20 protein-coding genes and 1 pseudogene are annotated in these 24,906 nt (G+C 68.3%); 8 read left to right on the forward strand and 13 right to left on the reverse strand.

Annotated features, from left to right (window positions below; all coding sequences use genetic code 11):
• Positions 1-711 precede the first annotated feature (711 nt).
• The 4 genes from BBK14_RS32220 to BBK14_RS32235 are packed head-to-tail and all read left to right on the forward strand — an operon-like array spanning position 712 to position 5,679.
• Complete coding sequence (locus tag BBK14_RS32220) at positions 712-1,467, forward strand: maleate cis-trans isomerase family protein (RefSeq protein ID WP_020461250.1); 756 nt, start codon at positions 712-714, stop codon at positions 1,465-1,467.
• Positions 1,468-1,512: 45 nt separating this feature from the next.
• Positions 1,513-3,537, forward strand: coding sequence for an oxidoreductase (locus BBK14_RS32225; RefSeq protein WP_071066927.1), 2,025 nt, complete (start codon positions 1,513-1,515; stop codon positions 3,535-3,537).
• 8 nt (positions 3,538-3,545) lie between these two features.
• Complete coding sequence (locus tag BBK14_RS32230) at positions 3,546-4,754, forward strand: CaiB/BaiF CoA transferase family protein (protein ID WP_071066928.1); 1,209 nt, start codon at positions 3,546-3,548, stop codon at positions 4,752-4,754.
• A 34-nt stretch (positions 4,755-4,788) separates the two neighbouring features.
• Positions 4,789-5,679, forward strand: coding sequence for a hydroxymethylglutaryl-CoA lyase (locus BBK14_RS32235; protein ID WP_071066929.1), 891 nt, complete (start codon positions 4,789-4,791; stop codon positions 5,677-5,679).
• A 161-nt stretch (positions 5,680-5,840) separates the two neighbouring features.
• On the opposite strand, the gene BBK14_RS36300 is transcribed toward BBK14_RS32235, so the two are convergent.
• From BBK14_RS36300 to BBK14_RS32270, 7 genes are all read right to left on the reverse strand, one after another.
• Positions 5,841-7,010, reverse strand: a complete 1,170-nt coding sequence (locus tag BBK14_RS36300; RefSeq protein WP_420849210.1) for an alpha/beta fold hydrolase — start codon at positions 7,008-7,010, stop codon at positions 5,841-5,843.
• Entirely contained in the window at positions 7,003-7,245 is a 243-nt protein-coding gene (locus BBK14_RS32250; RefSeq protein WP_083391401.1) for a hypothetical protein, read from the reverse strand. Before BBK14_RS32250 ends, BBK14_RS36300 begins: the two co-directional genes overlap by 8 nt.
• 239 nt (positions 7,246-7,484) lie before the next feature.
• On the reverse strand, positions 7,485-8,069 hold the full coding sequence (locus BBK14_RS36305; protein ID WP_241832025.1) for a hypothetical protein: 585 nt from the start codon (positions 8,067-8,069) through the stop codon (positions 7,485-7,487).
• A 137-nt stretch (positions 8,070-8,206) separates the two neighbouring features.
• Positions 8,207-9,226 carry an SGNH/GDSL hydrolase family protein gene (locus tag BBK14_RS32255; protein ID WP_071066931.1) on the reverse strand — a complete coding sequence of 340 codons (1,020 nt, stop codon included), beginning with the start codon at positions 9,224-9,226 and terminating at the stop codon, positions 8,207-8,209.
• A 1,110-nt stretch (positions 9,227-10,336) separates the two neighbouring features.
• Positions 10,337-11,017, reverse strand: a complete 681-nt coding sequence (locus tag BBK14_RS32260) for a response regulator transcription factor (RefSeq protein ID WP_071066932.1) — start codon at positions 11,015-11,017, stop codon at positions 10,337-10,339.
• Positions 10,920-12,251 carry a sensor histidine kinase gene (locus BBK14_RS32265; protein WP_071066933.1) on the reverse strand — a complete coding sequence of 444 codons (1,332 nt, stop codon included), beginning with the start codon at positions 12,249-12,251 and terminating at the stop codon, positions 10,920-10,922. Before BBK14_RS32265 ends, BBK14_RS32260 begins: the two co-directional genes overlap by 98 nt.
• 101 nt (positions 12,252-12,352) lie before the next feature.
• Entirely contained in the window at positions 12,353-14,575 is a 2,223-nt protein-coding gene (locus BBK14_RS32270) for an MMPL family transporter (protein ID WP_071066940.1), read from the reverse strand.
• Between the two features lie 961 nt (positions 14,576-15,536).
• Here BBK14_RS32270 and BBK14_RS32275 point away from each other — a divergent pair.
• Both BBK14_RS32275 and BBK14_RS32280 read left to right on the forward strand, forming a co-directional pair.
• On the forward strand, positions 15,537-16,286 hold the full coding sequence (locus BBK14_RS32275; protein WP_338045532.1) for an LmeA family phospholipid-binding protein: 750 nt from the start codon (positions 15,537-15,539) through the stop codon (positions 16,284-16,286).
• Positions 16,287-17,190: 904 nt separating this feature from the next.
• On the forward strand, positions 17,191-18,285 hold the full coding sequence (locus BBK14_RS32280; protein ID WP_071066935.1) for a phosphatase PAP2 family protein: 1,095 nt from the start codon (positions 17,191-17,193) through the stop codon (positions 18,283-18,285).
• Here the strand turns inward: BBK14_RS32280 and BBK14_RS41840 are convergent.
• A complete protein-coding gene (locus BBK14_RS41840; protein ID WP_338045533.1) occupies positions 18,209-18,892 on the reverse strand; it encodes an SAM-dependent methyltransferase in 684 nt (227 codons plus the stop codon). The genes BBK14_RS32280 and BBK14_RS41840 overlap by 77 nt on opposite strands.
• Here BBK14_RS41840 and BBK14_RS42555 point away from each other — a divergent pair.
• A pseudogene (locus BBK14_RS42555) lies at positions 18,858-18,985 on the forward strand (IS6 family transposase); the annotation flags it as partial. The gene BBK14_RS41840 and the pseudogene BBK14_RS42555 sit on opposite strands and share 35 nt — an antisense overlap.
• Positions 18,986-19,073: 88 nt before the next feature.
• On the opposite strand, the gene BBK14_RS32290 reads toward BBK14_RS42555, so the two are convergent.
• The 5 genes from BBK14_RS32290 to BBK14_RS32310 all read right to left on the reverse strand — a co-directional run bounded on the left by BBK14_RS32290 (position 19,074) and on the right by BBK14_RS32310 (position 23,962).
• Complete coding sequence (locus tag BBK14_RS32290; RefSeq protein ID WP_071066941.1) at positions 19,074-20,579, reverse strand: alpha/beta hydrolase domain-containing protein; 1,506 nt, start codon at positions 20,577-20,579, stop codon at positions 19,074-19,076.
• Between the two features lie 48 nt (positions 20,580-20,627).
• A complete protein-coding gene (locus BBK14_RS32295; protein ID WP_241832026.1) occupies positions 20,628-21,191 on the reverse strand; it encodes a TetR/AcrR family transcriptional regulator in 564 nt (187 codons plus the stop codon).
• Between the two features lie 435 nt (positions 21,192-21,626).
• Positions 21,627-22,088, reverse strand: coding sequence for a VOC family protein (locus BBK14_RS32300; protein ID WP_071066937.1), 462 nt, complete (start codon positions 22,086-22,088; stop codon positions 21,627-21,629).
• Between the two features lie 261 nt (positions 22,089-22,349).
• On the reverse strand, positions 22,350-22,856 hold the full coding sequence (locus BBK14_RS32305; protein WP_116430201.1) for a DoxX family protein: 507 nt from the start codon (positions 22,854-22,856) through the stop codon (positions 22,350-22,352).
• Between the two features lie 158 nt (positions 22,857-23,014).
• Positions 23,015-23,962, reverse strand: coding sequence for an NADP-dependent oxidoreductase (locus tag BBK14_RS32310; protein WP_071066939.1), 948 nt, complete (start codon positions 23,960-23,962; stop codon positions 23,015-23,017).
• A 182-nt stretch (positions 23,963-24,144) separates the two neighbouring features.
• On the opposite strand from BBK14_RS32310, the gene BBK14_RS32315 reads away from it, so the two are divergent.
• Positions 24,145-24,636: a MarR family winged helix-turn-helix transcriptional regulator gene (locus BBK14_RS32315; protein ID WP_116430202.1), complete on the forward strand. Its 492-nt coding sequence runs from the start codon at positions 24,145-24,147 to the stop codon at positions 24,634-24,636.
• Positions 24,637-24,906 lie beyond the last annotated feature (270 nt).

The raw sequence follows: 24,906 nt of genomic DNA on the forward strand, positions 1-24,906 counted from the left end.
CCTCGGCTTCGAACAACTGGAGGATGCGCTCGTAGACTTTTACCGGCATATTCGTCCTTTCGGCAATAATCGCGAATCCGCCACGGATGCCGTCAACCTGCCTGGTTCGCGATGCGGGCGGGGCGGCCTGGACGCCCACCGCGCTCGTTGATCATTTGGTACGTGGTGACCTCTGGTACGTGGCGACCTCGGCTGGTCAGGCCTGGCCCCGGTGGTCGCCTCGCCGGTCAGCTCCGCCCCGCGGTGCGGAGCGCGGCGTTGCGTCATCCGTCGACAGCCCGGCTTCGGCTCGCCAGCCTCGTTGGCCCGGCCTGTCTCGTTGGCCCCGGCTGCGCGGCGGCGGCCGGGATGCCGCGCTCCAGGGCGCCGCGGTCCTGTCCGTCGAGGGCCCGCGTTGGCCATCCGAACACCGCCTCAGGAGGAAGGGTGTATGCAATATAGGTCGGATGACCGTTTCGTTGCAAGGCTCTTGCAGTGCTTCCGGTCAAAGTGTATGCAATAAGGACGTCCGGCGCCGTCGGTCCGGCGCCGTCGGCCCGGCGTCCTCGGGTGCACCTCGGTGCCTCCCGGCGTCTCCGGGCGGCTCGGGCGCGCGTCGCGATGCGCCAGGGACGAGTGGGCAGAACCCGTGAAGCACACCCGCCGGACTAAGGGCGGGCCGCGCCGGTGGCCGCGCGCCACTCGCCGGGACCCGACAGAACGGAGCTTGTGATGACGGACGCGTTAGGCTGGAGACTGAAACTGGGCGTGGTCACGCCCTCGGTGAACACCGTCGTGCAGCCCGAGTATGACGACATGCGGCCGCGCGGAGTGACCAACCATATCGCGCGTATCCATATCCCCGACTGGGTCGTCAACAACGATGAGGACTTCGACGGGCTCGTGCGGGACATCGACCGCAATGTCGATGACGCCGTGGGCTCCGTTCTGACCTGTGACCCGGCGTGCGTGGTGCTCGGAGTCTCCATCGAAGCGGTCTACGGCGACCCGAAGGCCGGTGAGGCGATCCGGGATCGGCTGCGGGCCAAGTTCGGTGAGGATCTTCAGCTCATCCACGCGGGAGACGCGATCCCGAGCGCGCTGCGGGCGGTCGGCGTCGACGAGGGGCCCATCAGTCTGATCACCCCCTATCAGCCGTCCTCCGAGCCGCATCTGCGTTCCTTCGTGGAAAGCCGTGGCTACGAGCTGCACACCGCGGTCCACCTGCGTTCTCCGACGGCGGTGCAGATCGCRCACACCTCGGGGGAGACCCTGCGGCGTGAACTGAAGCGGCTCGCCGCCGACCGGCCACGGGCGATCGTCCAGTTCGGCGCGAACATGTGCATGGGCCGGATCGCCGCGGAGGCCGAACAGTGGCTGGATCTCCCGGTGATCTCGGTCAACACGGCGACCTACTGGTATGCGCTGCGCAGCAACGGCATCGACGACCAGGCGGAGGGCTTCGGGCAGCTCCTGGCCCACCACTGACCCCCGCTGTTGAAAGCCACCGCTGCTGAGGGCCAGGAGGCACGAATGCCCCACGACCACCCGACGGCATCTTCCTCGAGCGCGTACCCCGTGACGTTCTCCCCGATCGCGCTGGGGCCGCGCACGGCCCGCAACCGCATCTGGCTCGCCGCGCACGCCACCGAGTTCTCCACCGACGGCACCTTCGCCGACGCCAGCGCGGACTACTACGCCGAGCGGGCCCGCGGCGGCGTGGCCGTGATCACCATGGAGGCGATGGCGGTCCACCCGACCACCCGGCCACGGCGCGGCGTGATCCTGGCCTACGAGGCCGCGGTGGTGGACAGCTACCGCAAGGTCGCGGCCGCCGTCCAGCCGCACGGCACGCTGCTGATGGCCCAGTTGTGGCACCGCGGCCGGCAGACCGACGGCATCATCAGCCGTCTGCCCACCTGGGCGCCGAGCCCGGTGCCCGACACGGTGTACCGGGAGATCCCGCACGAGGTGACCCGGCGGGAGATCGACGAGCTGGTCGCGCACTACGTCCTGGCGGCGCGGCACGCGATGGAGGGCGGTGTCGACGGCGTCGAGGTCCACGGGCTGGCGCACGGCTACCTGCTCGGCCAGTTCCTGTCCCCGGCCACCAACCACCGCACCGACGAGTACGGCGGCTCGTTCGACGGGCGGATCCGCATCGTCCGTCGCATCGTCGAGGAGGTACGCCAGGTCGTCCCGGCCGACCGGGTGCTCGGGATCCGGCTCAACAGCAGCGACGGCCCCGGGCAGAACGGCCTCGACAACGCCGACTGGGTGCGCATCGCGACGGAGATCGAGAGCTGGGGCGCCCTGGACTACATCTCCACCACGCAGGGCACCTACCTGGACCGGATGCAGATCTACGGCACCTCGGCGGCCCGGCCGGCCGGCTACGAGGTCGCCGACACCGCCAACATCACCCGCGCGGTCTCGCTGCCGGTCGTGGCCGTCGGCCGGATCACCACCCCGGAGATGGCCGAGGACATCCTCGCGAGCGGCAAGGCGCAGTTCGTCGGCATGGCCCGTCAGCTCATCGCCGACCCGCTGTGGCCCKTCAAGGCCGAGCAGGGGCGCCCGGACGACATCCGTCCCTGCGTCGGTGCGAACTGGTGCGTCGCCTCCTTCGCCCGCGGGCCGCTGGCCTGTATTCACAATCCGCAGGTCGGCCGGGAGCGGCAGTTCCGTCAGGACGAGACACGGCAGCGCCGGCGACGGCGGGTCGCGGTCGTCGGCGGCGGCCCGGCCGGGCTGCGCGCCGCGCTGACCGCCGCCGAGCTCGGCCACCAGGTCACCCTCTTCGAGCAGGACGACACTCTCGGCGGGCAGGTCAACCTGATCGCGCGGGCGCCGTCCTACCGGGAGTGGACCGGCGTGACCGACTGGCTGACCACCCAGCTGGCCCGGACCGACGTCGCCATCCAGCTCAAGCACCGGGTCACGGTCAACGACCTGGTCGGCCGGTACGAGGCGGTCGTGGTCGCCACCGGGTCCACGCCGCTGCGCCATGGCTGGACGGCCCGCCGTCCCGAACGGTGGGCCCGGGACGCCGCGGCGCTGCCGGGTTCGGACCAGTGGAACGTCTACACCCCGGTGGAGATCCTCACCGGCAGCGTCGAACTGCCGAACCGGATCCTGATCGTCGACGACACCGGAGACCGCCAGGCGTTCATCACCGCCGAGTACCTGCGCCAGCGCCGCCACGCGGTGCACGTGGTCTCCCAGTACCCCCAGCTCGGACACGCCTTCGCCGACGGCCACGACCTTCCGTTCGCCTTCGGGCAGCTGCGGCGCTCCGGCGTCACCTTCACCCCGAACGTCGAAGTGAACGCCATCGACGGGGACACCGTCACCCTCACCGACGTCTTCACCGGGGAGACCTCCCAACTGCCCGATGTCGACGGTGTCGTGCTCATCCTCGGCAACACCGCCAACGACCTGCTCGCCCGTGAGCTCGACGGCGCCGGCCTCGACATCCACCTCGTCGGCGACGCGCAGGCTCCGCGGCGCATCTTCAACGCGATCTGGGAAGCCGACACCGCGGCCCGAACAATCTGAGGAGACCAGTGGACAACGGAGAAGTGCACGGGCCGTTGGCGGGATGCCGTGTTCTCGAGCTCGGGTCGTTGATCGCCGGACCGTTCTGCGGGCAGCTGCTGGGCGACTTCGGCGCGGAAATCATCAAGATAGAGGACCCCGCCGGGGGCGACCCGATGCGTAACTGGGGTAGCCAGGCGCCGGGCGGGCTGTCGCTCACCTGGCCGATCATCGCCCGCAACAAGAAGTCCATCACCTGCGACCTGCGGGACGCCCGCGGTCAGGAGCTGGTGAAACAGCTCGCGGCGCACGCGGACGTGCTCGTGGAGAACTTCCGCCCCGGCACCCTGGAACGGTGGAACCTCGGGTACGACACTCTCTCGAGTATCAATCCGGGGCTCGTCCTCGTCCGGGTCACGGGATATGGGCAGGACGGCCCCTACTCGCAGCGGGCGGGCTTCGGCTCCATCGGGGAGGCGATGGGCGGTATCCGCTACACGACCGGGAATCCGGATCGCCCGCCGAGCCGCACCGGCATCTCGCTCGGCGACTCGCTGGCCGGCACGTTCGCCGCGCTCGGAACGGTCATGGCGCTGCTCAGCCGGGAGCGCAGCGGCCGCGGTCAGATCGTCGACTCCGCCATCTACGAGGCCGTGCTGGCACTGATGGAAGCTCTGGTCCCGGAATGGGAGCTGGCCGACTTCCGGCGGGAGCGCACCGGATCCATCCTGCCCGGCGTCGCGCCGAGCAACGTCTACACCGCCGCGGACGGCGCGGAGATCCTGATAGCGGCGAACCKGGACACCATCTTCATCCGCCTCTGCGATGTCATGGGCAACCCCGACCTGGCGACGAACCCGCACTTCCAGACGCACCAGGCACGCGGTGAGCACCTGGAGGAGCTCGACAAGATCATCGGCGAGTGGACCGCGACCCAGCCCTCGGCCCAGCTCCTCGACCGCCTGCACGAGGCGGGCGTCCCGGCCGGCCGGATCTACACGGCGGCCGACATGGTCACCGACGCGCACTTCAAGGCCCGCAAGGCCGTCGTCCGCCTGCTGCACGACCGCCTCGGTGAGTTCCCCATGCAGAATGTCGCGCCGCGGCTGTCCGCCACGCCGGGCGGGATCCGCTCGCTGGGCCCGGAGCTCGGCGAGCACAACGAGTCGATCTACGGCGACCTGCTCGGTATCAGCCCCGCCCACCGCGAACAGCTCGTCGCCGACGGCGTCATCTGACCACCACCAGTCGAACACGTGAACGGAGTACCGCGTGGCCATCACGATCTGCGAGGTAGGCCCGCGGGACGGCCTGCAGAACGAGAAGACGCTGCTCCCGACCGAGACCAAGGTGACGCTGATCCAGCGCGCCGTCGCCGGCGGCGTGCGCCGGGTCGAGGCGACGGCGTTCGTGCACCCGAAACGCGTCCCGCAGATGGCCGACGCCGAACAGGTGATGGCACAGGTCCCCCGCGACAGCGGGGTCTCGTACATCGGCCTGGTCCTGAACCGGCGGGGATTCGAACGCGCCGCCCGCGCGGGGGTCGACGAGGTCAACATGGTCGTCCTCGCCACCGAGACGTTCAGCGAACGCAACCAGGGGATGACGGTCGAGGCGAGCCTGCGTGCCTGGTCGGAGATCGCGGGCCTGGCACACGAGGCCGGTATCCGGCCCTCCGTCACGCTCTCGGCCGCGTTCGGATGCCCGTTCGAAGGCGAGGTGAGCCCGGACCGGGTCCGGGACCTGGCCCGCCGGGTTGTCGAGTCGGGCCCCGCGGAGATCGCCCTGGCCGACACCATCGGTGTCGGGGTGCCCACGCAGGTCACCGAGCTGGTGGCGGCCGTCCGTGACGTCGCCCCCGGCGTCGCCCTGCGGTGCCATTTCCACAACACCCGCAACACCGGCTACGCCAACGCCGTCGCCGCGGTCAGCGCCGGTGTGGAGACCCTCGACGCCAGCGCCGGGGGCATCGGGGGCTGCCCGTTCGCCCCGGCGGCCACCGGCAACATCGCCACCGAGGATCTCGTCTATCTGCTCGACCGGATGGGCGTCGCGACCGGCGTGGATCTCGGCGAGCTCGCGGCCACCGGCCGCTGGATCGGCGAGCAGCTCGGGATCGACGTGCCGGCGCTGCTCGGCCGCGCCGGCACCTTCCCAGGCTGATACCGAGGCGACATCTGGGAGTGTCCTCGGGGTGGAGTCGGCGCGGCAGGGCGGCGATCGTTTTCTGGATCTCGGTACCGCCATCATGATCAAGATACTGGGGAGAGATCGGGACGGCGCAGACACGTGGCAGGGGCGCGGGACGGGCCCGGATTCGGGATTTATGCATTGGGTGCCGGCACCCGGTGATGTGTGGCGGGTGGGTGAGTCCTGGCTGTCACTGAACCGCCGCGGTTGCTCGGTACCCGTGCATAGGGGCCGGGCCGGCGTGAATATCTATCGCTTCCAGCCGTCTGCAGGGGCTCCGGCGTTCCCTCGCTCGCCGCTCGCGCGACGGCGCGTCCGCTGTCGCAGTCGCCCGGCGGCCTCCCGGTAGGTCGGATCGTCGAGCACGTTTCGCAGAGCATCGGCGATCGTTGCAGGAGTCGACCGTCGGGGTTACGGGCTGGACGCCTGAGGTCCGGCGGCGGTACTTTCTCGCGCACCCAGGCGGGCATGACGAAGCCAGGGCCGGGCGGCGGGATGTGGGTCGGCATGGGTGCTGTTCCGCGGTGGAACAACCACCAGTGCGTCAGTGTGCGTAGGTAGCCGGTGGCCTCGCGGAGCACCGCGTGGGTATGGTTACGCAGGACGGCCAGAGTGCAGTCGGKCATCAGCGATGACAGGCTCGCGGCGTGGTCGATGAGGTCCGAGTTGGCGCCGTACACGGCGAGCACCGGCGCGGTGAACGCGGCCAGYTGAGCGGGGTCGAACGACGGAGCGGCGAGCATGTCCCGCCTCAGCGTGGTCTCGCGCAGCAGCCATCGAGCGGTGCATATAGTCCGCGCGACCGCGCGCCTGGCGTCGTTCGCCAGCCACTGCTCGACCTTCTCGTGCGAGGTCGCCGTAAGCACCCGGCTGAGCGAGTGTTCCATCTGCGCGCCGAGACCTTCGATGAGGAAGGGGGGCTCGATCAGGGTCAGACTCGCCACCTGCTCTGGGTGGGCGAGGCTGTAGGCCAACGCCAGTGTCGCTCCGTAGCTGTTGCCGACCATGTGTACCGGCCGGTCGATGCCGAGTGCGACCAGCAACCCGGACAGGTCGGCGAGGGAGCTGGCCATGTCGTACCCGTCGGGTGTCTGATCGCTGCGCCCGTGCCCGCGCAGGTCGTAGCACACGACGTCGCAGCCCGCGTTCGCCAGAAAGGTGCCGAGGCTGAAGTAAAAGCTGGACAGATTGTCGATCACCATGCCGTGCAGCGTGACGACGATCGGCGCGTCGGGATCCGCCCCGCGTGTCGGCGTGAGGTGCTGGACGTTCAGGCGGATCCCGTTGGCAATGACGTCAGCCATGGCTGGCACCGGACAGGCTATCGGCGATCAGGTAGACGACGTCACCGACGGACGATCTGATCGCTTCGGCCAGGTGCATCGTGGCCAGAAAGGCGACGAGATCGACCGATGATCCGTAACGGAGGCGCGTGCGGTCGGCTGGGGCTACGAACTCGATCCTTTCCAGGCCAGGATCCGTCTGGAACGTCGTGTCCCTTGTGACCTCCATACTGTCCGCGTGCTCCTCACCGACCACGTACCCGGGCGAGCGCAGCGAGCACGTCCTCCTCGAGTTCGTGACGGCCCTCAGAGCCGGTCGGGGAACCGGGTTTCAGTGATGTCGCGGAACGTTCTCCTGTCCTCGGTGCGCATTGCTGCCGTACGCATCCAGGCCCTCTACAGTTCTCCGGCTAGGCCGCCCGACGGCGGGAGGATTCGCGTATCGCAGAGGTGACTCGGGGTCCGCCCTCGTCGGTGGCGGTGATGCGATGCGTGTCAGCGGATTCCACACACGGTTGACATGGCCAACAGCGCAATGTTGTGGAGTGTGAACTGGTCGGCTGTTGATTCGCCGAGACCGTAGCGCTCCCCCATCGAGGGGGTGGTGATTTTTCTGCTGGCAGCCATATCGGAGCAGCTGGCCTCAGCATCGCCGATAATCTGCGCGTCGGTTTTGCCCTGCGCCAGTCGAGGAAATTCCTCGCGGAATCTTCTGATATATGTTTCGGTGCCTTCCGAGTTTCCGGCATCAGTTCCCGGGCTCGCCGATACATACGTTATTCCGGTCGAGGGATTCATAGCCGAGTTCTCATCCGGCGTGCTTGTCGTGTCACAAGCGGCTAGTGAAACCACGGCGATGGCGATGGCGATGAATGCTATTCGTCCGCTCGACCGGGAACGCCGGAGGCGTCCAGAGTCTGTGGGTGCCTGGATATCCGCAGCGCCTTCGTTTCTTTTCTGATAGAAATCCATGTCGTCAGCCCTCTTTTCTATGTCATATTTCCACCTGAACCGGGAAGGTTCAAGGGTGGTTCCGAAGCATTCATCTCTGTAGAGGAGGCGGTACGCGTTGCCCGGCACATTTCCCGCTAACTGACACCAGTCCTTGTCCGGCGGCAGGTGAGGTCGATGGGGGACCTGATAGCGGAGACGGATCGACGGGGTCGGTCAGCCAGACCGTGCGGGATGGGCATGGGCATGGGCGTGTGCGTGTGCGATCAYGATCGGGTCGGTGGCGTCTGATGCGACATGCTTTGGAGGATCGCGTCGGCCATGCCGCGTTCGCCGCGTTCGTTGGGGTGGACGGAGGCGGCGGGGTTGAGGGGAATCAGTGGCTCGACCCAGCGGATGTCTCTCGCCGCGCAGGCGTCGCGGTCGAGGGAAGGGGTGTAGGTGTCGATGTATCCGGCGCCGGCGGCTTCTGCCTGCTGTTGCAGCATGGTGTTGAGCTCCTGCTCCTTCTGGCGCAGGTAGGTGATGTCGCCGGTTGTGAGTCCCATGGTGCGTGCGCAACCGACGCCGTCGGTGGGAAGGATTGCCGGGTATCCCACGATGTACACGTCGGCCTGCGGCGCGCGACGGGTGATCTCGCCCAGCGCGACGGACAGTTGTTGCCCTGCGGCCTGGATCTTCTCGTGTACCTCGTCGGTTCCGGCGGAGACGTACTTCCTCTTGCAGGGTGCGTCGTTCGAGGTGCCGCCGGCGAGCGCGTTGTAGAGCACGCCGGCCCGGACGCACTGCTTGACCACCGAGGTGAAACCGATGTCGTTGCCGCCGATGCCGATCGTGACCAGCCGCGTTGTGGCGGAAAGGGCCGAGAACTGGGCGGGGTTGACTCCGTCCCCGGTGGACTGGGGCGAGGACAGGTCCGCGATCGTGGCCCCGGAACAGCTCATATCCGTGAAATCGGATTCATCAAGATCCAGACTCTCGGCGATCAGCGTCGGGTAGTTGCGGTCCGAACGATCGCAGCCGTCGGGTTCTCCGATCTGGGAGGGGATTCCGGGACCGGCGGTATAGGAGTCGCCTAGGGCGACGTATGCCCCCTGAGCTGGAGCTGGCGCTGCAGTTGCAGTTGCTGTCCGAGTCGGAACCGGCGTCGTTGTCGTCTCGGGAAGCGCTGCGGCTGCCGCTGCTGGAGCTGAACCGCCGTCGTGGCGGTTGAGGGCGACCGCGGTGATCAGAGTGCCGCACGCGAGTGTGCAGACCAACCCGGCGCGTAGCTGAGTTCTTATCATTGCCTCCCACTTCCGTCTCGGATGGCACTTCTGATGTCTGACCTGCGGGCATGGAAGGTAACCGCCGGTTGTTAATGATGCTCCAGTGCCGACGGTGTCAGGCAGATGATCGCAGCTGCGAGGGAACGGGCGAGCCGGCGTGGGTCACGATGAGTCGAACCTGAATGCCGGATCGAGTGTTGTGTTTTCTCGCGTTTCTGGCAGGGATCGCTTAGGTTTGAGCCAGGAATGGCGACGCTCGGGGCAAGGTTTGCAGGTCGGGGGGCGAGGCCCGGCCTTCTGGTATCTATCGGACGGTGGCGTACCGATGGATGGCCGGTGCGCCAGGTTCGGTTGGATGCGTGGGTCGGGCCGTGCACCCGCATTGCACAGGGCCCGGCGCGTACAAGGGGCAGGGCTGATCAGTCGCGCCCTACTTCCGGATGACGGCCTCTGTCGTCCGGCGGCCTACTGCAGCCCGCCAGGTGGTCGTCATTTCTCGGGTCGTTCGGTCGGCGAGGAGCAGTTACAGCATCTTCTGTGCGGCTGTTCTCGGGCACCTCTTCAGTTTGTCTGAACAGGGATCGTCAGTCGTCGTGCGTTTGTCGACAACTGCCTACTGCGAACGCAGTACGCCGGCCTCCTACCCAGTACTCCTGATGGGGAGGAGTGCGATGGCTGTTAACCGGCGCGTTCGTGTCCAGGCGGGATAGGTCTCGGCCAGCCAGGCGACTCCGAGTTTTCAGTGGCTGTGAGATTCGGTCATACTGCCTCGATCCGTTTGCGGGTTCGAGGGGGCATCTTCCCCGGCTGGTGGTGTAGCGGGCTACACCACCAGCCGGGCACCGGATTCGCCGTGTCGCGGGCGAGTGCGTGCCGGCATGTCAGAGTTCCTGGTATTGACCCCTGCCCACGCAGATCGGTTTCCGGGAACATGCCAGAATCTCGGCCCGAGAACGGTACGCAGTGCCGCCGCGACGACCCGCACCGATGATTGAGAAGATAGGCATGAAGGCTGGGAGGAGGGTGGCCGGGGAAAGGCTGACGCGAGGCGGGCCTCTGGGCGCGGCCCGTCGATCGAGCGTGCGGTGGTACAGAGAACCGCGACCGGGCTGTGAGGTTCTGGGGCGGTCAGTTCGATGGGGTGGTTTGTAGCAGGCCGGACTGGTAGGCGATGACGACCAGCTGCGCCCGGTCGCGGGCGTTGAGCTTCGCCATGGCCCGGTGGACGTGCGTGCGGGCGGTCAGTGGGCTGATGACAAGGCGACGGGCGATGTCGTGGTTCGAGTAGCCCTCGGCTACCAGCACCATGACTTCTCGTTCGCGGGCGGTGAGCGTCGTGAGGACTGCGGGGTTTGCCCGAGCGGTGGCTGTGGGTTCGGGGGCGGCGAGGAACCGGGCGATGAGGGCGCGGGTGGCTGCCGGGGACAGGAGAGCGTCGCCGCCGGCGATGGTGCGGATGGCGGTGAGGAGCTCGTCCGCTCCGACGTCTTTACCAAGGAAGCCGCTTGCTCCGAGGTGAAGTGCCTGGGTGACGTATTCGTCGATTTCGAAGGTGGTGAGGATGAGGACGTGCGTGGCGGCGAGTGTTTCGTCGCCGCAGATGGTGGCGGTGGCGGCGAGTCCGTCGGTGCCGGGCATGCGGATGTCCATGAGCACGACGTCCGGGTGGTGTTCACGGGCCGCTGCGATGGCTTCGTGGCCGTCCGCGGCCTCAGCGACGACTTCCATGTCCTCGCACGAGTCGATCAGAATCCGGAAGGTCGCTCGTAGGAGGGTCTGGTCGTCGGCGAGGAGCACTCGGATAGTCATCGTTTTCCGTTTTCGTGGGGTTTCTGGGTTGTAGTGGCAGGATGGCGGTGACGTGGAAGCCGACTTCGGGATGGTGTCCGGCCTCGAGATGTCCGCCGACGGACAGTGCGCGTTCCCGCATGCTGATCAGGCCGAATCCACTGTTCGAGGATGGGATCGACCTCACCGTCTCGGGCCTGTGGTCCCCATTGGCCGAGCTTTTCCCCCCACCACCATTAATGATCATTAGGGTGACGCTGTTGGGAGCGTAGGTGATGTCAACGCATGCGCTGTTGGTGGTGGCGTGTTTCGCCACGTTGGTGAGCGCTTCCTGCGCGATCCGGTATGCCGTGAGGTCGATGCCGGGGGAGAGCGGGGGCCGCTCGCCGCGGGTGTTGATGGTGACCGTGAGTCCGGTGGCGGTGAACGTGTGGGCGAGTTCGGGGAGCTGGGCGAGTGAGGGGGCTGGTTCCAGGGGGGCGTCCGGGTCGTCGCTCTGCCGCAGGAGACCGACGGTGGCCTTGAGGTCGCGCAGGGCGGAGGAGGTGGTCGCGGTGAGGTTGGTGAGGATCCGCTCCGTCTGGTCGGGGTTGGTGCGGACGAGGTGTGCGGCGGTGCCGGCCTGGGCGTGGGCGAGGGTGATGTGGTGGGCGACGACATCGTGGAGTTCGCGGGCGATGCGGGTGCGTTCGTCGGCGACCCGGCGGCGGGCTTCGGCCTCGCGGGTCCGTTCGGCGTATTCGGCGCGGGCTTTGACGGCGTCGAGGTAGTCCTGTTTGATCCGCCGCGCGCCGCCGAGCGATGTGGCCATCAGGAGCCAGGCGGTCGGGCCGATGGTCTTGAGTTCCAGGGGGTAGCCGTCGGGGTCGGCGATCAGTGCGGTTGTGACCACCAGAGCGCAGGCGGGGAGGACGATGCTCAGGGTGGTTCTGCGGTCGGTGTGCGCGGCCAGGAAGTAGAACGCGGCCATCGCGGGAGCGATCATCAGCGAGGTGAGGAGGTAGCCGAGGCCGGCCAGGACCACGGTGCAGGCGATGGCCACCACGGCGGTGGCGCGGGGCCGGTGTTCGTGCCAGAGCAGGGCGGTGCAGGCGATGGCGGCGAGCAGGACCGCGGGGTACGGGGAGCTGTCGTGGGCGACAAGCTGCGGGTTGAGTCTGCTGGCGGGGCCGGCGGCCACGAAGGCCAGGAGCGCGATCACCACGGTGCCCCGGTGATGGTCCTGGATGTGCCGCCACCGGCTGGTGATCGTCATAGCGGGTTCCCTGTCGGGTGCTGTGGCCGTGGCGTTCACGGTACGGGGCCCCGTCCGAGGACCGCGGTGTTGTGCGCGGGCGGTCCTCGGACGGGCGGTGCTCACCGGGCGGACGCGGATTCCAGGGTGAGGGGCTCCTCGCGGCCGGCGGCTGGCGCGGGAGCGGCTGGCCGGCTCAGCGTCTCGCCCTCGACGTCGATGTGGGGCAGGACCCGGTCGAGGTGGCGCGGGATCCACCACGCCTTCTCCCCGAGAAGGGCGAGGACGGCGGGGACGATGGTCATGCGGACGACGAAGGCGTCGAGCAGGACGGCGGTGGCCAGGCCGAACCCGATCATTTTGATGATCGGTTCGGCGGTGCCGATGAAGCCGGCGAAGACCGCCATCATGATCAGTGCGGCGGCCGCCACCACGCGGGCGCTGTACCCGAACCCGGAGGTGATCGCGTCCCTGGCGTTCTCGCCGTGGACGTGGGCCTCGCGGATGCGGGCGACGAGGAAGACCTCGTAGTCCATGGCGAGGCCGAAGACGATACCGACCATGAAGATCGGCATCATGCTCATGATGGGTCCGGTCTGGTGGAGGCCGATGAGCCCGGCGAGCCAGCCCCATTGGAAGACCGCGACGACCGCTCCGAGGGCAGCCAGGACGGAGAGCAGGAACCCGAGGGCGGCCTTGAGTGGGACGAGGACCGAGCGGAACAGCACGAGCAGGAGCAGGAACGCCAGGCCCACCACGATGGCGAGGTAGGGGACGAGCGCGTCCTGGACCTTCTGGGCGATGTCGATGTTCACGGCGGTGGTGCCGGTGACCTGGAACGTCGCGCCGGTGGTGGCGGTGACCGTGGCGCGTTGCGCGCGGATGGTGTGGACGAGGTCCTTGGTCGCTGCCTCGCTCGGTCCGGTGGCTGGCACCGCGGTGAACACCGCCGTGTCGCCCGCGGTGTTGAACCGGGCGGCCGAGACGGAGACGACACCGGGCGTTGCGTCGATCCTCTGGGCGATCGTGGTGACCGCCGCCTGCGCGTCGGCGGAATCTGCCGCGTCGACGACGATGGTCAGCGGGCCGTTGAAACCCGGCCCGAAGCCCGCGGCGAGGTCGTCGTAGGCGCGGCGCTCGGTGGTGGAGGTGGGCTTCGCCTCGTCGCCGGCCGTGCCCAGGCGCAGGTCCAGGACGGGCAGGGCGATCGCCCCCAGCGCGAGTACGGAGAGGATGAGGACGGGCAGCGGGCGGCGCAGGATCAGGTTCGCCCAGCGGGTGCCCGCGTTGGGCCCGCGGCGCTCGGTCTTCTTCGTTGTCCTCTTGCGTGCGGCGCGGGGGAGCACGGCGCGTTGGAAGAAGCCGAGCAGTGCCGGGACCAGGGTCAACGCGACTCCGACGGCGATACCGACGGTGCCCGCGGCGGCCAGGCCCATCTTCGTCAGGGTCGGGACCCCGACGATGAACAGGCCGGCCAGGGCGATCACGACGGTGAGTCCGGCGAACACCACCGACGACCCGGCGGTGCCGGTCGCGATCGCCGCGGCGTCCTGGGGTTCCAGCCCGCGGGCGCGTTCCTCTCGGTAACGGGAGACGATGAACACGGCGTAGTCGATGCCGACGGCGAGCCCGAGCATCATCGCGAGGGTGCTGGTGGTCGAGGACAGGCCGAGGGCGCTGGCCAGGGCCATGATCGAGGCGATTCCGACGCCGACGCTGACGATCGCGGTCAGCAGCGGCAGCCCGGCCGCGGCCAGGGATCCGAAGGTGATCAGCAGGACGAGTGCGGCGATCGCGATCCCGACGGCCTCGGTCACCCCGCCCGCCCCCGGTCGGGTCGTGAGCGCGTCCCCGCCCAGCTCGATGGTCAGGCCCGCCGCCTGGCCGTCTGTGACCGCGGTTCGCAGGGCTTCCTTGGTGGCGTCGGTGAGATCGTCGCTGATCGCCGTGTAGGAGACCGTGGCGTAGGCGGTYGCCGCGTCCGTGCTGACGGCCCCGCCCTGGAAGGGGTTCACGGCGCTGGCGACCTGCGGGCTGGCGGTGGCCTCCGCGACGACCCGTTCAACAGCGGCGCGGTTCTCGGGTGTGGTCAGGGTCTGGCCTGGTGGGGCGACGAAGACGATGCGGGCGACCGCCCCGTCCGCTCCGGTGCCGGGGAAACGTTCGTCCAGGAGGTCGAACGCCCGCTGGGATTCGGTACCTGGCATGGAGAACGCGTCGTCCGGGGCGGCGGGCGCCCTGGCCGCGCCGAAACCGACGGCGACCAGCACCCCCACCCATAGCAGAAGAACGTATCGGCGCCGCCGGAACGACAGACGGCCCAGCCGATAAAGAAAAGTCGCCACGGGGGAGATCTCCACATCTTCTCGGGTACACGAGAAGACTGCGCGAAACCGGTGGGTCCCGTCGTCGTCCGTACGCCGGCACTTCCGGCTACGAAGAACGCAGTACCCGCGACCCGGCCCGTCATGCTTCTACTGAGCCTGCAGTAGCCGAAAATGACTGCCTCCGGCCGACGCGGAAGCGGGCCACTCCGGTGCACAGTGGTCGAGGTCCCCAACGTGACCAGGAAACGGCGTCCCGTTACCCGGCTCCGGGTTGGGCGCGACACACCACCAGCGAACGGCGATGCCGCGCACAGGAACTCGACGCGGCGCGGAGTGGAGATGTTCGGTGAACCACACACCCGACGGCGACGAACACAAACCCGCGGACACCGCTCACGACGGCTCCGTTCAGGCACCGGGCCGGAGACCTGGCCCGGACGGCGACCGGCCGACCTGGGACCTGCACGGCCCGTCCCAGCAAGCGGCCCCGCCACAGCAGGCCCCTCATCGGCCGACTGGACCGCCGCCACCCGCCGACGCCTTCCGCCCGGGTCGACCAGTGCGTTCCCCGGCAGGAAGCGCGCAAGACGCGCCGGAGGCCACCCCGCCGCCCGGCAGGACAACGGAAATGATCGGCAGAGCCGGGATCGGCAGGAGTGTCCCGACCCCGAGCATGCCAGCCGGGCCAGAGGCCCTGTGGAGGGAGCGGATCCAGTCCATCCCATCCGCCGATCCCCAACCCGCTCACGCGGCCTGGGCCGACAGCGGAACCCACCCACCCACCGGGAGTCGCATCGGTACGCAGACCGGCGACGACCACTACCGGCAGGCACATCCGGACGCGGGGGACAGTGCCACCCCCGCGGGTCCAGGCGGTCACCCGCCTGCCGTCGGCCCCGGAGACGGATCGGTCTCCCCGAAGCGCCGCCGGTGGCGACGACGCCGACGGATCCTCGCGATCGGCGCGGTGGTCCAGCTCGTGGTGCTCGTGGCGGGTGACCGGTTCGCGGTCTCGGCCGCCGAGGACCAGATGGCCAAACAGATCGAGGCGAGCGTGACCGAAAGCCTCGCCTGCGATGTCATCCCACCGACCGTGAGCAATGTCAGCATCGGCGGATTCCCGTTTCTCACCCAGATCATGTTCGGCACGTTCGAGAACATCGGAGTGAGCGTCGAGGGAATTTCAACACCCGGCCCCCGCATCTCGTCGGTCGAAGCGCACCTCAAAGGACTTCACATTCCAGTCAAGAAAATCCTCACCAACAGCGTTGGTGAGGTTCCGGTCGACGATGTTGAAGCAACGGTCCGTCTCGACTACGACGATGTGAACACGTTTCTGGCCGACCAGCCCGGCAAGATCCAGATCAACCCGGTGGACGGCGGAGAGCAGGTCGAGGTCTCCGGCACGGCCGACGTGCCGATGCTCGGCGCCCAGGAGATCGGCGGTGTCACCACCTTCGAGGTGCGGGACAACGAACTCACCCTGGTCCCCTCCGAAGTCTCCCTGCGCGGGGGACTCAACTTCAGCATCCCCGTGCCCGGTGGCGTGGGGGAGCTGCTCCCCTCGGTCCCGATCCCAGTCGGAGGCCTGCCGTTCGACCTCAGCATCGTCGAAGCGTCAACCGACGCGTCAGGCCTGTCGCTGACCGCTACAGCCAAGGACGTCGTCCTCCCCGAGGCGGAGGCACGAACGCGCCAGTGCCCGCCGGCGGACAACAGCGGGAACTGACCTCACGCCCTCCCGTCCAGGGACACGGCTGCTGCCCGAGCCTGATACGTCGACACCCCGTCTCCTCCGGGCCACGGCGCACATAGACCCGTCACAAGGTGGGTTGGCACCGTTCCCGGGCGCCGTGACGTGCTGATGCGGGTCCGCGCCTGCGGCGTCGACGCCGCCTTCCTGCGTAGGGGCGGCACACTACGCCGCCCGGATCGTCCGGTGACCCCGATCCGCCTCGGCTCGTTAACCCCAGAACGCTCCCGCCGACATGATCGGCTCCGGAGGACCGCTCGCCGCCATGCGCGAATACCTACTGATCGAAAACGCCGTGTCATTCTCTGGGAGTAAGGCGGGCGGCGTGTACTGCATTCTCCGTAGCTGGGATTGTCGGCACGTGGACGACGACGGGACTGGCCTGGTCGGACAGGCTGGCGCGGTACCTACGGAGACATCGAGATACCTACCCATCACCAGATCGTTCAGAAGGCGACCTGGCCGCAGCCACCCCCGCCAGATCGGTCAGCGACATCCTCCCTCGGCAGGCAGACAGGCGTACGAGAGGAAGAGGCATGGCCAGACAACTCGCCTTCGTCACCGCGGCCGCCGCGTCGCTGGCCGCCTGCAGCGCGTCCAGCACACCGACCGGGGACTCCGTCGTTCATCAGTCTTCCTTGGCGCGGTGCCAGAAATTTGGCGGGTCATATCATCCTCGCCCTCCGCGTGCCGCGCGCGCTTCCAGTCGGTGGCGTAACGCGACGGGGATGACAAGCAATGTGTAGAGCGCGGCTGGTTCTGCGCGATGAGAGCGGCGTCATAATTTCTGGGTGCTTGCCTAACGTGCCGATCGGCCGGCACGAGCAGGGGGTTGAAGGGGCATGTCGGCAGAAGAGTGTGAAATGCGCCGGGGTCGTTCATGGTAAGCATGTCATTTCATGCACACGGCAAGGCGACGTCCGCATCCCGCAACGTCGCGCCGCCCCCACGGGACTCGTGGTGGCACAGATCACGGATCGGCCGCCTGACCTCGACGGCCCTGTCCATCGCCGGCCAAGTGCTCCTCCTTGACCTGCTCTACATGCTCTATCGGATGGGCCGGCATCTGGCCGTCGGCCGGGAAYCGCAGGCCCTGGCGAACGCCCGGGATGTTTGGAACCTCGAACGACTGCTGTATCTCCCCAACGAGTCCGCGATCCAACAGCTCGCACTGCACTCGACCCAACTCCTGGAGCTGGCGAACCGCGTCTACACCGGCGTCCACTTCCCGGCGTCGACCGCCTTCCTCGCCTGGGTCCTGGTACGACACCGCAACGCGTGGCCACGGGTGCGGACGGTCATCCTCGCCTCGACCGGGGTCGCCCTGGTCATCCAMATCCTCTATCCGCTGGCACCACCCCGGTTCCTCCCGCAGACACTGCCGGACGTGACCTTCGTGGACACCGGAACGGTCTTCGGCCCGTCCGCCTACACCGCGGGTGACACCGTAGCCAACCAGTACGCCGCCATGCCCAGTCTGCACGTCGGATGGTCGATCCTGGTCGCCTGGGGCGTGGTGACCATCCTGCGGTCACGGGCACGATGGCTGATTATCCTGCATCCACTGATCACCATCGCCGTTGTTGTGATAACGGCGAACCACTACTGGCTGGACGGCCTGATCGGCGGCGGTCTGGTCGTCACGGCGGTCCAGCTGACCCGGCCTGAGGTCCATGCCCGGATGCGGCTATGGCGCATCTCAGTCAGAGAGCAGCTACGTGGACGGGCCCACGACCTCGACCCGATAGCAGCCAGCACGCCCCCCTCGACAGACGACCTCGACGGGGCATGGCGCAGCGACCCGTGGACGGCCGATGTCGGGACCCAACAGGACCGCAGCCCTGCGGCCAGTACGGCTGCTGCCGGTGCTGCTGATGCCGGTCGCGCTGCCAGCGATGCTACGACGGCATCAGCCGCCCGGCCGGCCCTGCCTCCGGCGCGTACCGGCAAGCCGCCGCCGGCGGTCCGCTCCTGAAAAACTGAAATCTGCGCTGGCATCTTGGACATCCGACGCCGGTCTCAAAGGGCGTGGTTCGAGCGATCCCTTGCCACATGATCAAGCGCAGGACCGCGCACCCGCGACTCCAGAGGAACCTCGACTCCGTTGTACGCGGCCACCCCGCTCGAACCTCCTCGGGCGCGCTGTCGGCCGTGCAGGTGGACAGCGCCAGGATGCTGCCCGCCGGCAGCGGACGCATGATCCGATCGATGAGGTCCTTGACGACGGTGTCGTCGACGATGAAGTGCACGATCGCGATCAGGCTGACCGCGACCGRCTGGCTCAGATCGAGTGTTTCCCGCAGCTGGTCGGACTCCAGGATCGTCTCCGGGTCGCGGAAGTCGGCGTCGAGATACGCGGTCCGACCCTCGGGGGTGCTGGTGAGTAGCGCTCGGGCATGCACCAGGACGATGGGGTCGTTGTCGACGTAGAGAATCCGACATGATCGGATGGTGCATCGACGTGCCGCCCGTCCACCGGTCTCGGTCTCGGAGTTCACCGGCTTCCGGTTCCCACCCGAGGTGATCGTGCTGGCGGCCCGAAGGTTGATCATGCGCCTCCGCTCCGCCCAGACGATCAGCACCGGGCGCGCTCTGTCCAGAACATCCGCCGCGGACATTACGAACTCGCTATCGAGACCGAACCCCGGCTCCGCCTATCGGCTGCCTTCACCGACTCGCCCTCGCTGTCTGATCACCGGGTCCGACYGGGGCCTGGCACGCCACGCCTTCCCCGAATGCAACAGCCCCGTCGATGCCAGGGATCTATTGGATGCGGGTCGGTTGCGCGTAGGCGAGGAGCGCGTCGCGGTCTGCCGGCAGGACGAATCCGGCTTTGATCGTGCTGTCCGCGGCGGTGGTGTATTTCTGTAGGTAGGCGTCACTGGACGAGTAGAGCGCGGTGAGACGCTCGGCGGGCAAGGGTGTCGTGGAACCGAACAGGCTGCAGATCACGGAGGGGTTCGGGCCGGGGGTGCCCGACAGGACGTCGACCGGTACGTCTACGGGTGGGGTCCGCACGCCGCCCCGGGCGATGCCGTCGGCGTCGCGGGCGACCTGCGGCGGGCTGTTCTGGGTGACCTCGAGCCGCGGTGCCGTGGCAGGCAGCGTCCCCTCGCTTACCCATTCCTCCAGGGCGTGCAGTGCCGCCTTAACGACGACGTGCATGGGTGCATTATTGATCGCTCCGCAGCCGAGTGCGTCTGCGAACGGCCCGACTGTGTGTGCGTCAGCGTGCGCGGCCCCGGCGACCTCCCAGAGGCGGAAGTGGCCGCTGTCGGGTTGGCGCGAGACGACGGAGTTCAGCGGGGCGCGTAGGTCCCCCTCGGCTTGCACCTCGAGCACCGGCACGTCGGTGTCGGCCCGGATGATCACAGGTGAGGTCGCCGTCTCGGAGCCGAGGCTGGCGGGCTCACCGGGCGCGACGAGCGGAAGGCCGCCGCTGCCCCGGCTGTGGACGAGGAAGCCGTCGAACTCGCGCGTGAGGGGTTGCACCCCGTTGAGGTAGGTGACGAGCGCGTACGCCGACTGGGACTGTCCCGCCGCGAGCACGTGCTGCGGCTTCAGGTCACCCATCGCCACGCCGCCGGCACGTACCCCGCGCGCGGCTTGGGTGAAGATGTCGAAGGAGTACCCGTCGCCGGGTTGGTTGAGCGAGCCGTACCGTGCGGAGTCGGTATTGACCAGTCCGCCCGCGGTGGCGCTACCGCCGTCGGTCGGGGTGAGCGCGGGGCCGCCCATGACGCCGATGCGCTGCGCCGAGACACCGACCCACGCGTCGCCCTGCCGCATCAGCTCCTCGTGCGTGCTCGACCACACGACGTCGGAGTCGGTCCCGGAGCTGACGTTGAGCCACTCCACGACGACAGTGCCGCTGAACTTGTCCGCGGCTGGTCGCCGTACGAGCACCCGGGTGGTGTACGGGGCGGTAGTGCCGGGTTGGAATGTCCAGCGCCCGTCGGCACCGAGCGCACCCTGCGGGTCGTACGACGTTGCCGTCCCCGACGCGGCGTACTCGGTCTCGACGTACCCGGTGCCGGCCAGGTCGACCTTCGTCGGGGAACCCAGGCCAACACCATTGCCGCCGCTGAGCTCGTGTAATTCGGCAGCCGGTCCCGCGGGTCGCGGCGGTGCTGTCGGAGTCGTCTCCGTCGCCGTGTTCGGCGTCGGCCCCGACCCGTCGGAACATGCCGACCCGAATACGGCGACGGCTAGGAAACAGACGAACGCCGAGACATGCCTATCCGTTGAGAACTTGCGCTTTCTGGCCACGTTCTCCAACCCCAATCGTTTCTATGGAGGACACTGCTGCCCGGGTCATCAAACGTGACCTCCGTCCGCTCGGAGGTGCTGGCCAGCGGTGACGACCGACATGAGGCGGAGCAGGCGGTCCGTGAACTCCTCGGGATCGAGCGGGTCCTCGCCGTCGATCAACCAGTCGTTGATGACCGCTGCCATCCCGCCCGAGAAAAACGCCGTCAGGTCCTCCACCGTGTCCTGGTCCAGCTCGCCGAACAACATCCGCATGACCGGCCGTTGGAGTGAGCCGAGCACACCGTTCAGTGCCCTGGTCATGGCGAACGCGCACGAGCCGGTCAGCATCGCGCGGTAGAACGACCGGTGGTGGGCGAAGTGCCGCGCCGTTGCCAGTGCCCGCCGCCGCCCGGCCTCGGTGCCGCCCTCGAGCTGCGGAAAGAGTTCCCGCCTGACCAGGTCGATCGCGGCCTCCACCAGAAGCGACTCGCGATCACCGAACTGTACGTAGATCACTTGCCGGCTCACGTCCGCCACCGCGGCGAGGTCGGTGACCGGGATGGCCGCCGTGCCGCGCTCGGACACCAGGCGCACCGCGGCCGAGAACAGAGCCGCGCGTGAGCGCTGCACCCTCCGGTCGAGGGGGCGGGGTACCTGCGGCGGCTCGGGGTGCACGAATCGATAATAGACATCCATCCACAAAGCGACAAGTGTCAATTATCGCTGCCGTCGGGCAGCTTGACCGCACCAGCTGTCCCACTGCACCTGTGGGGTCGCAGAAGTCGGCCTGGGCCTGTGACCTGGGGCGATGCGACGACGCGGGGCCGGCGGCGTGATGGTCGGCTGTGTCCGTGCGTCTGCTCTGTGCCTCGCGGGTTTTCTCGTCGCCGACGGGCACTATGTCCGTAAGATCAGCCGCGCCGTTGTGGCTCGTTCGTATTCGTTGATCAGACCACAGAGGGACAGGCAGCCCGCTGTCCCGACCAAGCAATCATCCTCGTGACCAGCAGGAACACGACTTTGCGGTGACCCTGGGTGCAGAGGGGTCCGGCAGGCCGTGTGGTGTCATAGGCGCAGCGGTCGGGCGGTCGGGTCGGTCCAGTGCGCGGGGTCGTCCCAGTCGACGCTGGGTACGTCGACGAACAGTTCGATCTCGTTGCCGTCGGGGTCGAAGATGTACAGGCTGTGCGTGAACCCGTGGTCGGTGGCGCCGCGGATGGGGACGCCGTTGGCTACCAGGGTCGCGAGAACCTCGCGCAGTTCGTCGTCGTTGTCGCCGACCTTCAGCCCGAAGTGGTAAAGGCCGACGTGACGACCACGCTGCAGCGGGGCCGCGGACCGGCCGACCTCGAGGAGTAGCAGCTCGTGGTGGGTACGCCCGCCAGCGTTGAACGCCATCCCGCGGTAGCGCAGGGGCTCGTCGCCGGAGTAGGCCGGGCGCCATCCGAGGATGTCGCGGTAGAAGTGGGCCGAACGGTCCAGGTCGCGCACGTACAGCACGATGTGTCCCAGCTCCTTGATCTGCACAGCCGTTCCTCTCGACGTGGTCCCCGGCCGGGGCCCTCCAGAGCCTCTTCACTTGCCGCAGCCGAATGTGAGCGCGGGTTTTCCGGCAGCGGGGCCCGCGAACGCGTAGCTACGTCGGGTGCGGTGCCGCCGGACCCCGCGGCCGGTGTATGGCACGGTGATTGTTGATGTGGTCGCCCCCCAGGTCCTGGACCTGGGGGGCGATCGGGAATAGCAGACGTTCTTCCCCCGGGGCGAACAAGGGTGTCGGTCTGCGCGGGGTTACCCGCGGATCAGTAGGACAGTCAGGGCGGTGAGCACTGCCAGGACCAGGGCGGCGACGCCGTGGACAAGCCGGTGGGAGCGCAGGACGGGCAGGAAGCGGTCTGCCGCGTAGGCACCGGCGCCGGTCAGGGCGACAGCGGCACCGGCGACGGCGAGGAACAGCTCGTACTCGATTCCCTGCGGAGCGAAGAAGCCACCGTCCCATTTCACAGCCACCGCGTTGATCATAGTTCCGACGATCGCGGCGGCGGCCAGTGGAGTGAGTACGCCGAAGACGAGACCGAGTCCACCGAGGGTCTCGCTGAGTCCCGCAATGACCGCCATAGCCCTGCTCGCGGGATAGCCGGACATACCGAAGAACTGGCCAGTGCCGTCGAGACCGCCACCACCGAACCAGCCGAACAGCTTCTGGCTGCCATGCGCCGCCATGGTCAGCCCGAGCCCGAGGCGTAGGAGCAGCAGCCCGATGTCAGTGCCACGCGAAACCGCTGCGGTGTCGCCCACGCCAGAGAACCTGAGGGCGGTCAAGGGTTCCGGCGCGGTCCTGGTGCTGCTCGAAGAAGACACCCGTCTTATCTCCTGTCTCTGCCGTACATGTTGGTCACCTACGGTTCGGTGTGTCTCCGCGGGTGTTCCCGTCAGTGGTTATGGGGCGCGTCCTGTCAGTCGCCGATCTCGACGACGATCTTTCCGCGGGCGGTACCGCTGGCGAGAGTGGCCAGCCCGTCGGTGGCCTTCTCGAGGGGCAGGACGGTGGTGATGTCGACCTTCAGAGTGCCGGCGGCGGCCAGGGCGGCAAGCTCCGCGATGAGCTCGCGGACGGGGGCGGCCATGACGCTGGTGCCGGTCAGGCCGGCGGCGGCGAGGGCCTGTTCGTCGGCGGCGCCCAGGGTGCTGGCGACCTTGCCGCCCTTGCGGACCACGTCCAGAGGCGCACTGTCAGGGGTGTAGGCGACGAGGTCGATCAGGGCGTCGACGCCGTCGGGGTAGGCGGCGCGCACCTGCTCGGCGACCGGGCCGGCGGTGTAGTCGACGACGGTGGCCGCGCCCAGCGCGGTGAGCCGGCCGGCGTCGGCGGCGGTGCCGGTGGCCACGACGGTGACGCCGCGTGCGGCGAGCAGCTGGACGGCGTAGGAACCCACGCCGCCGCCGGCCCCGACGACGAGAACGGTCTGACCCGGCTCAGGCTCGACGGCGTCGACGGCCGTCTTGGCGGCGGCTGCGGCGAGCGGAAGCGCCGCGGCGGTGGTGAAGTCGAGGCCGGCGGGCTTGCGGGTGACGGCGGCGGCGGGCAGCAGTGCGTACTCGGCGAGGGTGCCGGCCTGAATCGGTGGGGCCAGCAGCATGTGGCCGATCACCTCGTCGCCGACGGCGACGTGGTCGACGCCGGCTCCGACAGCCTCGACGACGCCGGCGGCGTCACGACCGAGGACCAGCGGGTAGGCGTGCGGCAGCATCTCGGCCATCATTCCGGCGGCCAGGGCGTTGTCGATGGCGTTGAGACCGACCGCCTTCACGCGGACCAGCACGGTGCCCTCTACGGGCCCGGGGACAGGCAGGTCGGACAGCCGGGGCTGCTCGCCCGCGGCCGGGACGTTCAGTGCGCGCATGTGTGCTCCCTGGGGGATCGGGATCGTTGACGACCCCGGTGGGTGAGCGTCGCGGCCAAACTCGCAGCCTCGGACACCCAGCCCGTGAGTTGAAGCTTCAATTTCAACCTAGGCGTGATCACTTGACCTGTCAAGTTGTCAACGGCCTTGGCTCGGTTGATACTTCAAGCTAGGCTGAGGGCGTGGACGCGCAGCAGCCGCGCTGGCTGACCGACGAGGAGATGCAGACCTGGCTGGCCCTGGTCAGCGTGCTGATCAGGCTTCCGGCGGCGCTCGACGACCAGCTCCAGCGTGACGCCGGGCTCAGTCACTTCGAGTACMAGGTGCTGGTGGGGCTGTCCGGGGCGCCCGAGCGCACCCTGCGGATGAGCACCCTGGCCGTATTCGCCAACGGATCGCTCTCCCGGCTCTCCCACGTGGTCGGGCGGATGGAGAAGGCGGGCTGGGTGCGCCGCACGCCGGATCCCACCGACGGCCGCTACACCCTGGCGATCCTCACGGATGCGGGCTGGGAGAAAATCGTCGCGACCGCCCCCGGGCACGTCGACGCGGTCCGCGCCCTGGTCTTCGATCCCCTCACCCGCGCGCAGCAACGGCAGCTGGGCGACATCGGGCGCCGCATCGTCCGCGCCGTCGACCCCGACGGCAGCCACCTCGACAGGCTCTCCGGCTGACGGTCCTCTACCGCCACATCGCCCAGGGCCGCGCCGAGGGTGACCGCCCGGCGTTGTCCCCGCGTCGGCTGACTCGGCTGCTGCTCACCGACCCCGCCCATCTCAAGGAATCCCGCCGCGGCCTGCCCGACGAGCTCACCGCCGCCTGCCGCGGACACACCCGAATGCCGTTGCGGCCTTCTAGTAGACTGTAAACCAAAATTCTTTCCGATGACACATAACTAAAGTCGTCACAAGTTGTTGGCGAGCAGCTTCCTGAATTCCCGGTGG

This window comes from Parafrankia soli (assembly GCF_001854695.1).
Classification (GTDB): domain Bacteria; phylum Actinomycetota; class Actinomycetes; order Frankiales; family Frankiaceae; genus Parafrankia; species Parafrankia soli.

What these genes read in the sequence shown, in the direction of transcription:
- BBK14_RS32265 (WP_071066933.1), bottom strand. Translation starts at nt 12,251, where the DNA reads ATGACGATCACCAGCCGGTGGCGGCACATCCAGGACCATCACCGGGGC.
- BBK14_RS32260 (WP_071066932.1), bottom strand. Translation starts at nt 11,017, where the DNA reads ATGACTATCCGAGTGCTCCTCGCCGACGACCAGACCCTCCTACGAGCG.
- BBK14_RS32310 (WP_071066939.1), bottom strand. Translation starts at nt 23,962, where the DNA reads ATGCGCGCACTGAACGTCCCGGCCGCGGGCGAGCAGCCCCGGCTGTCC.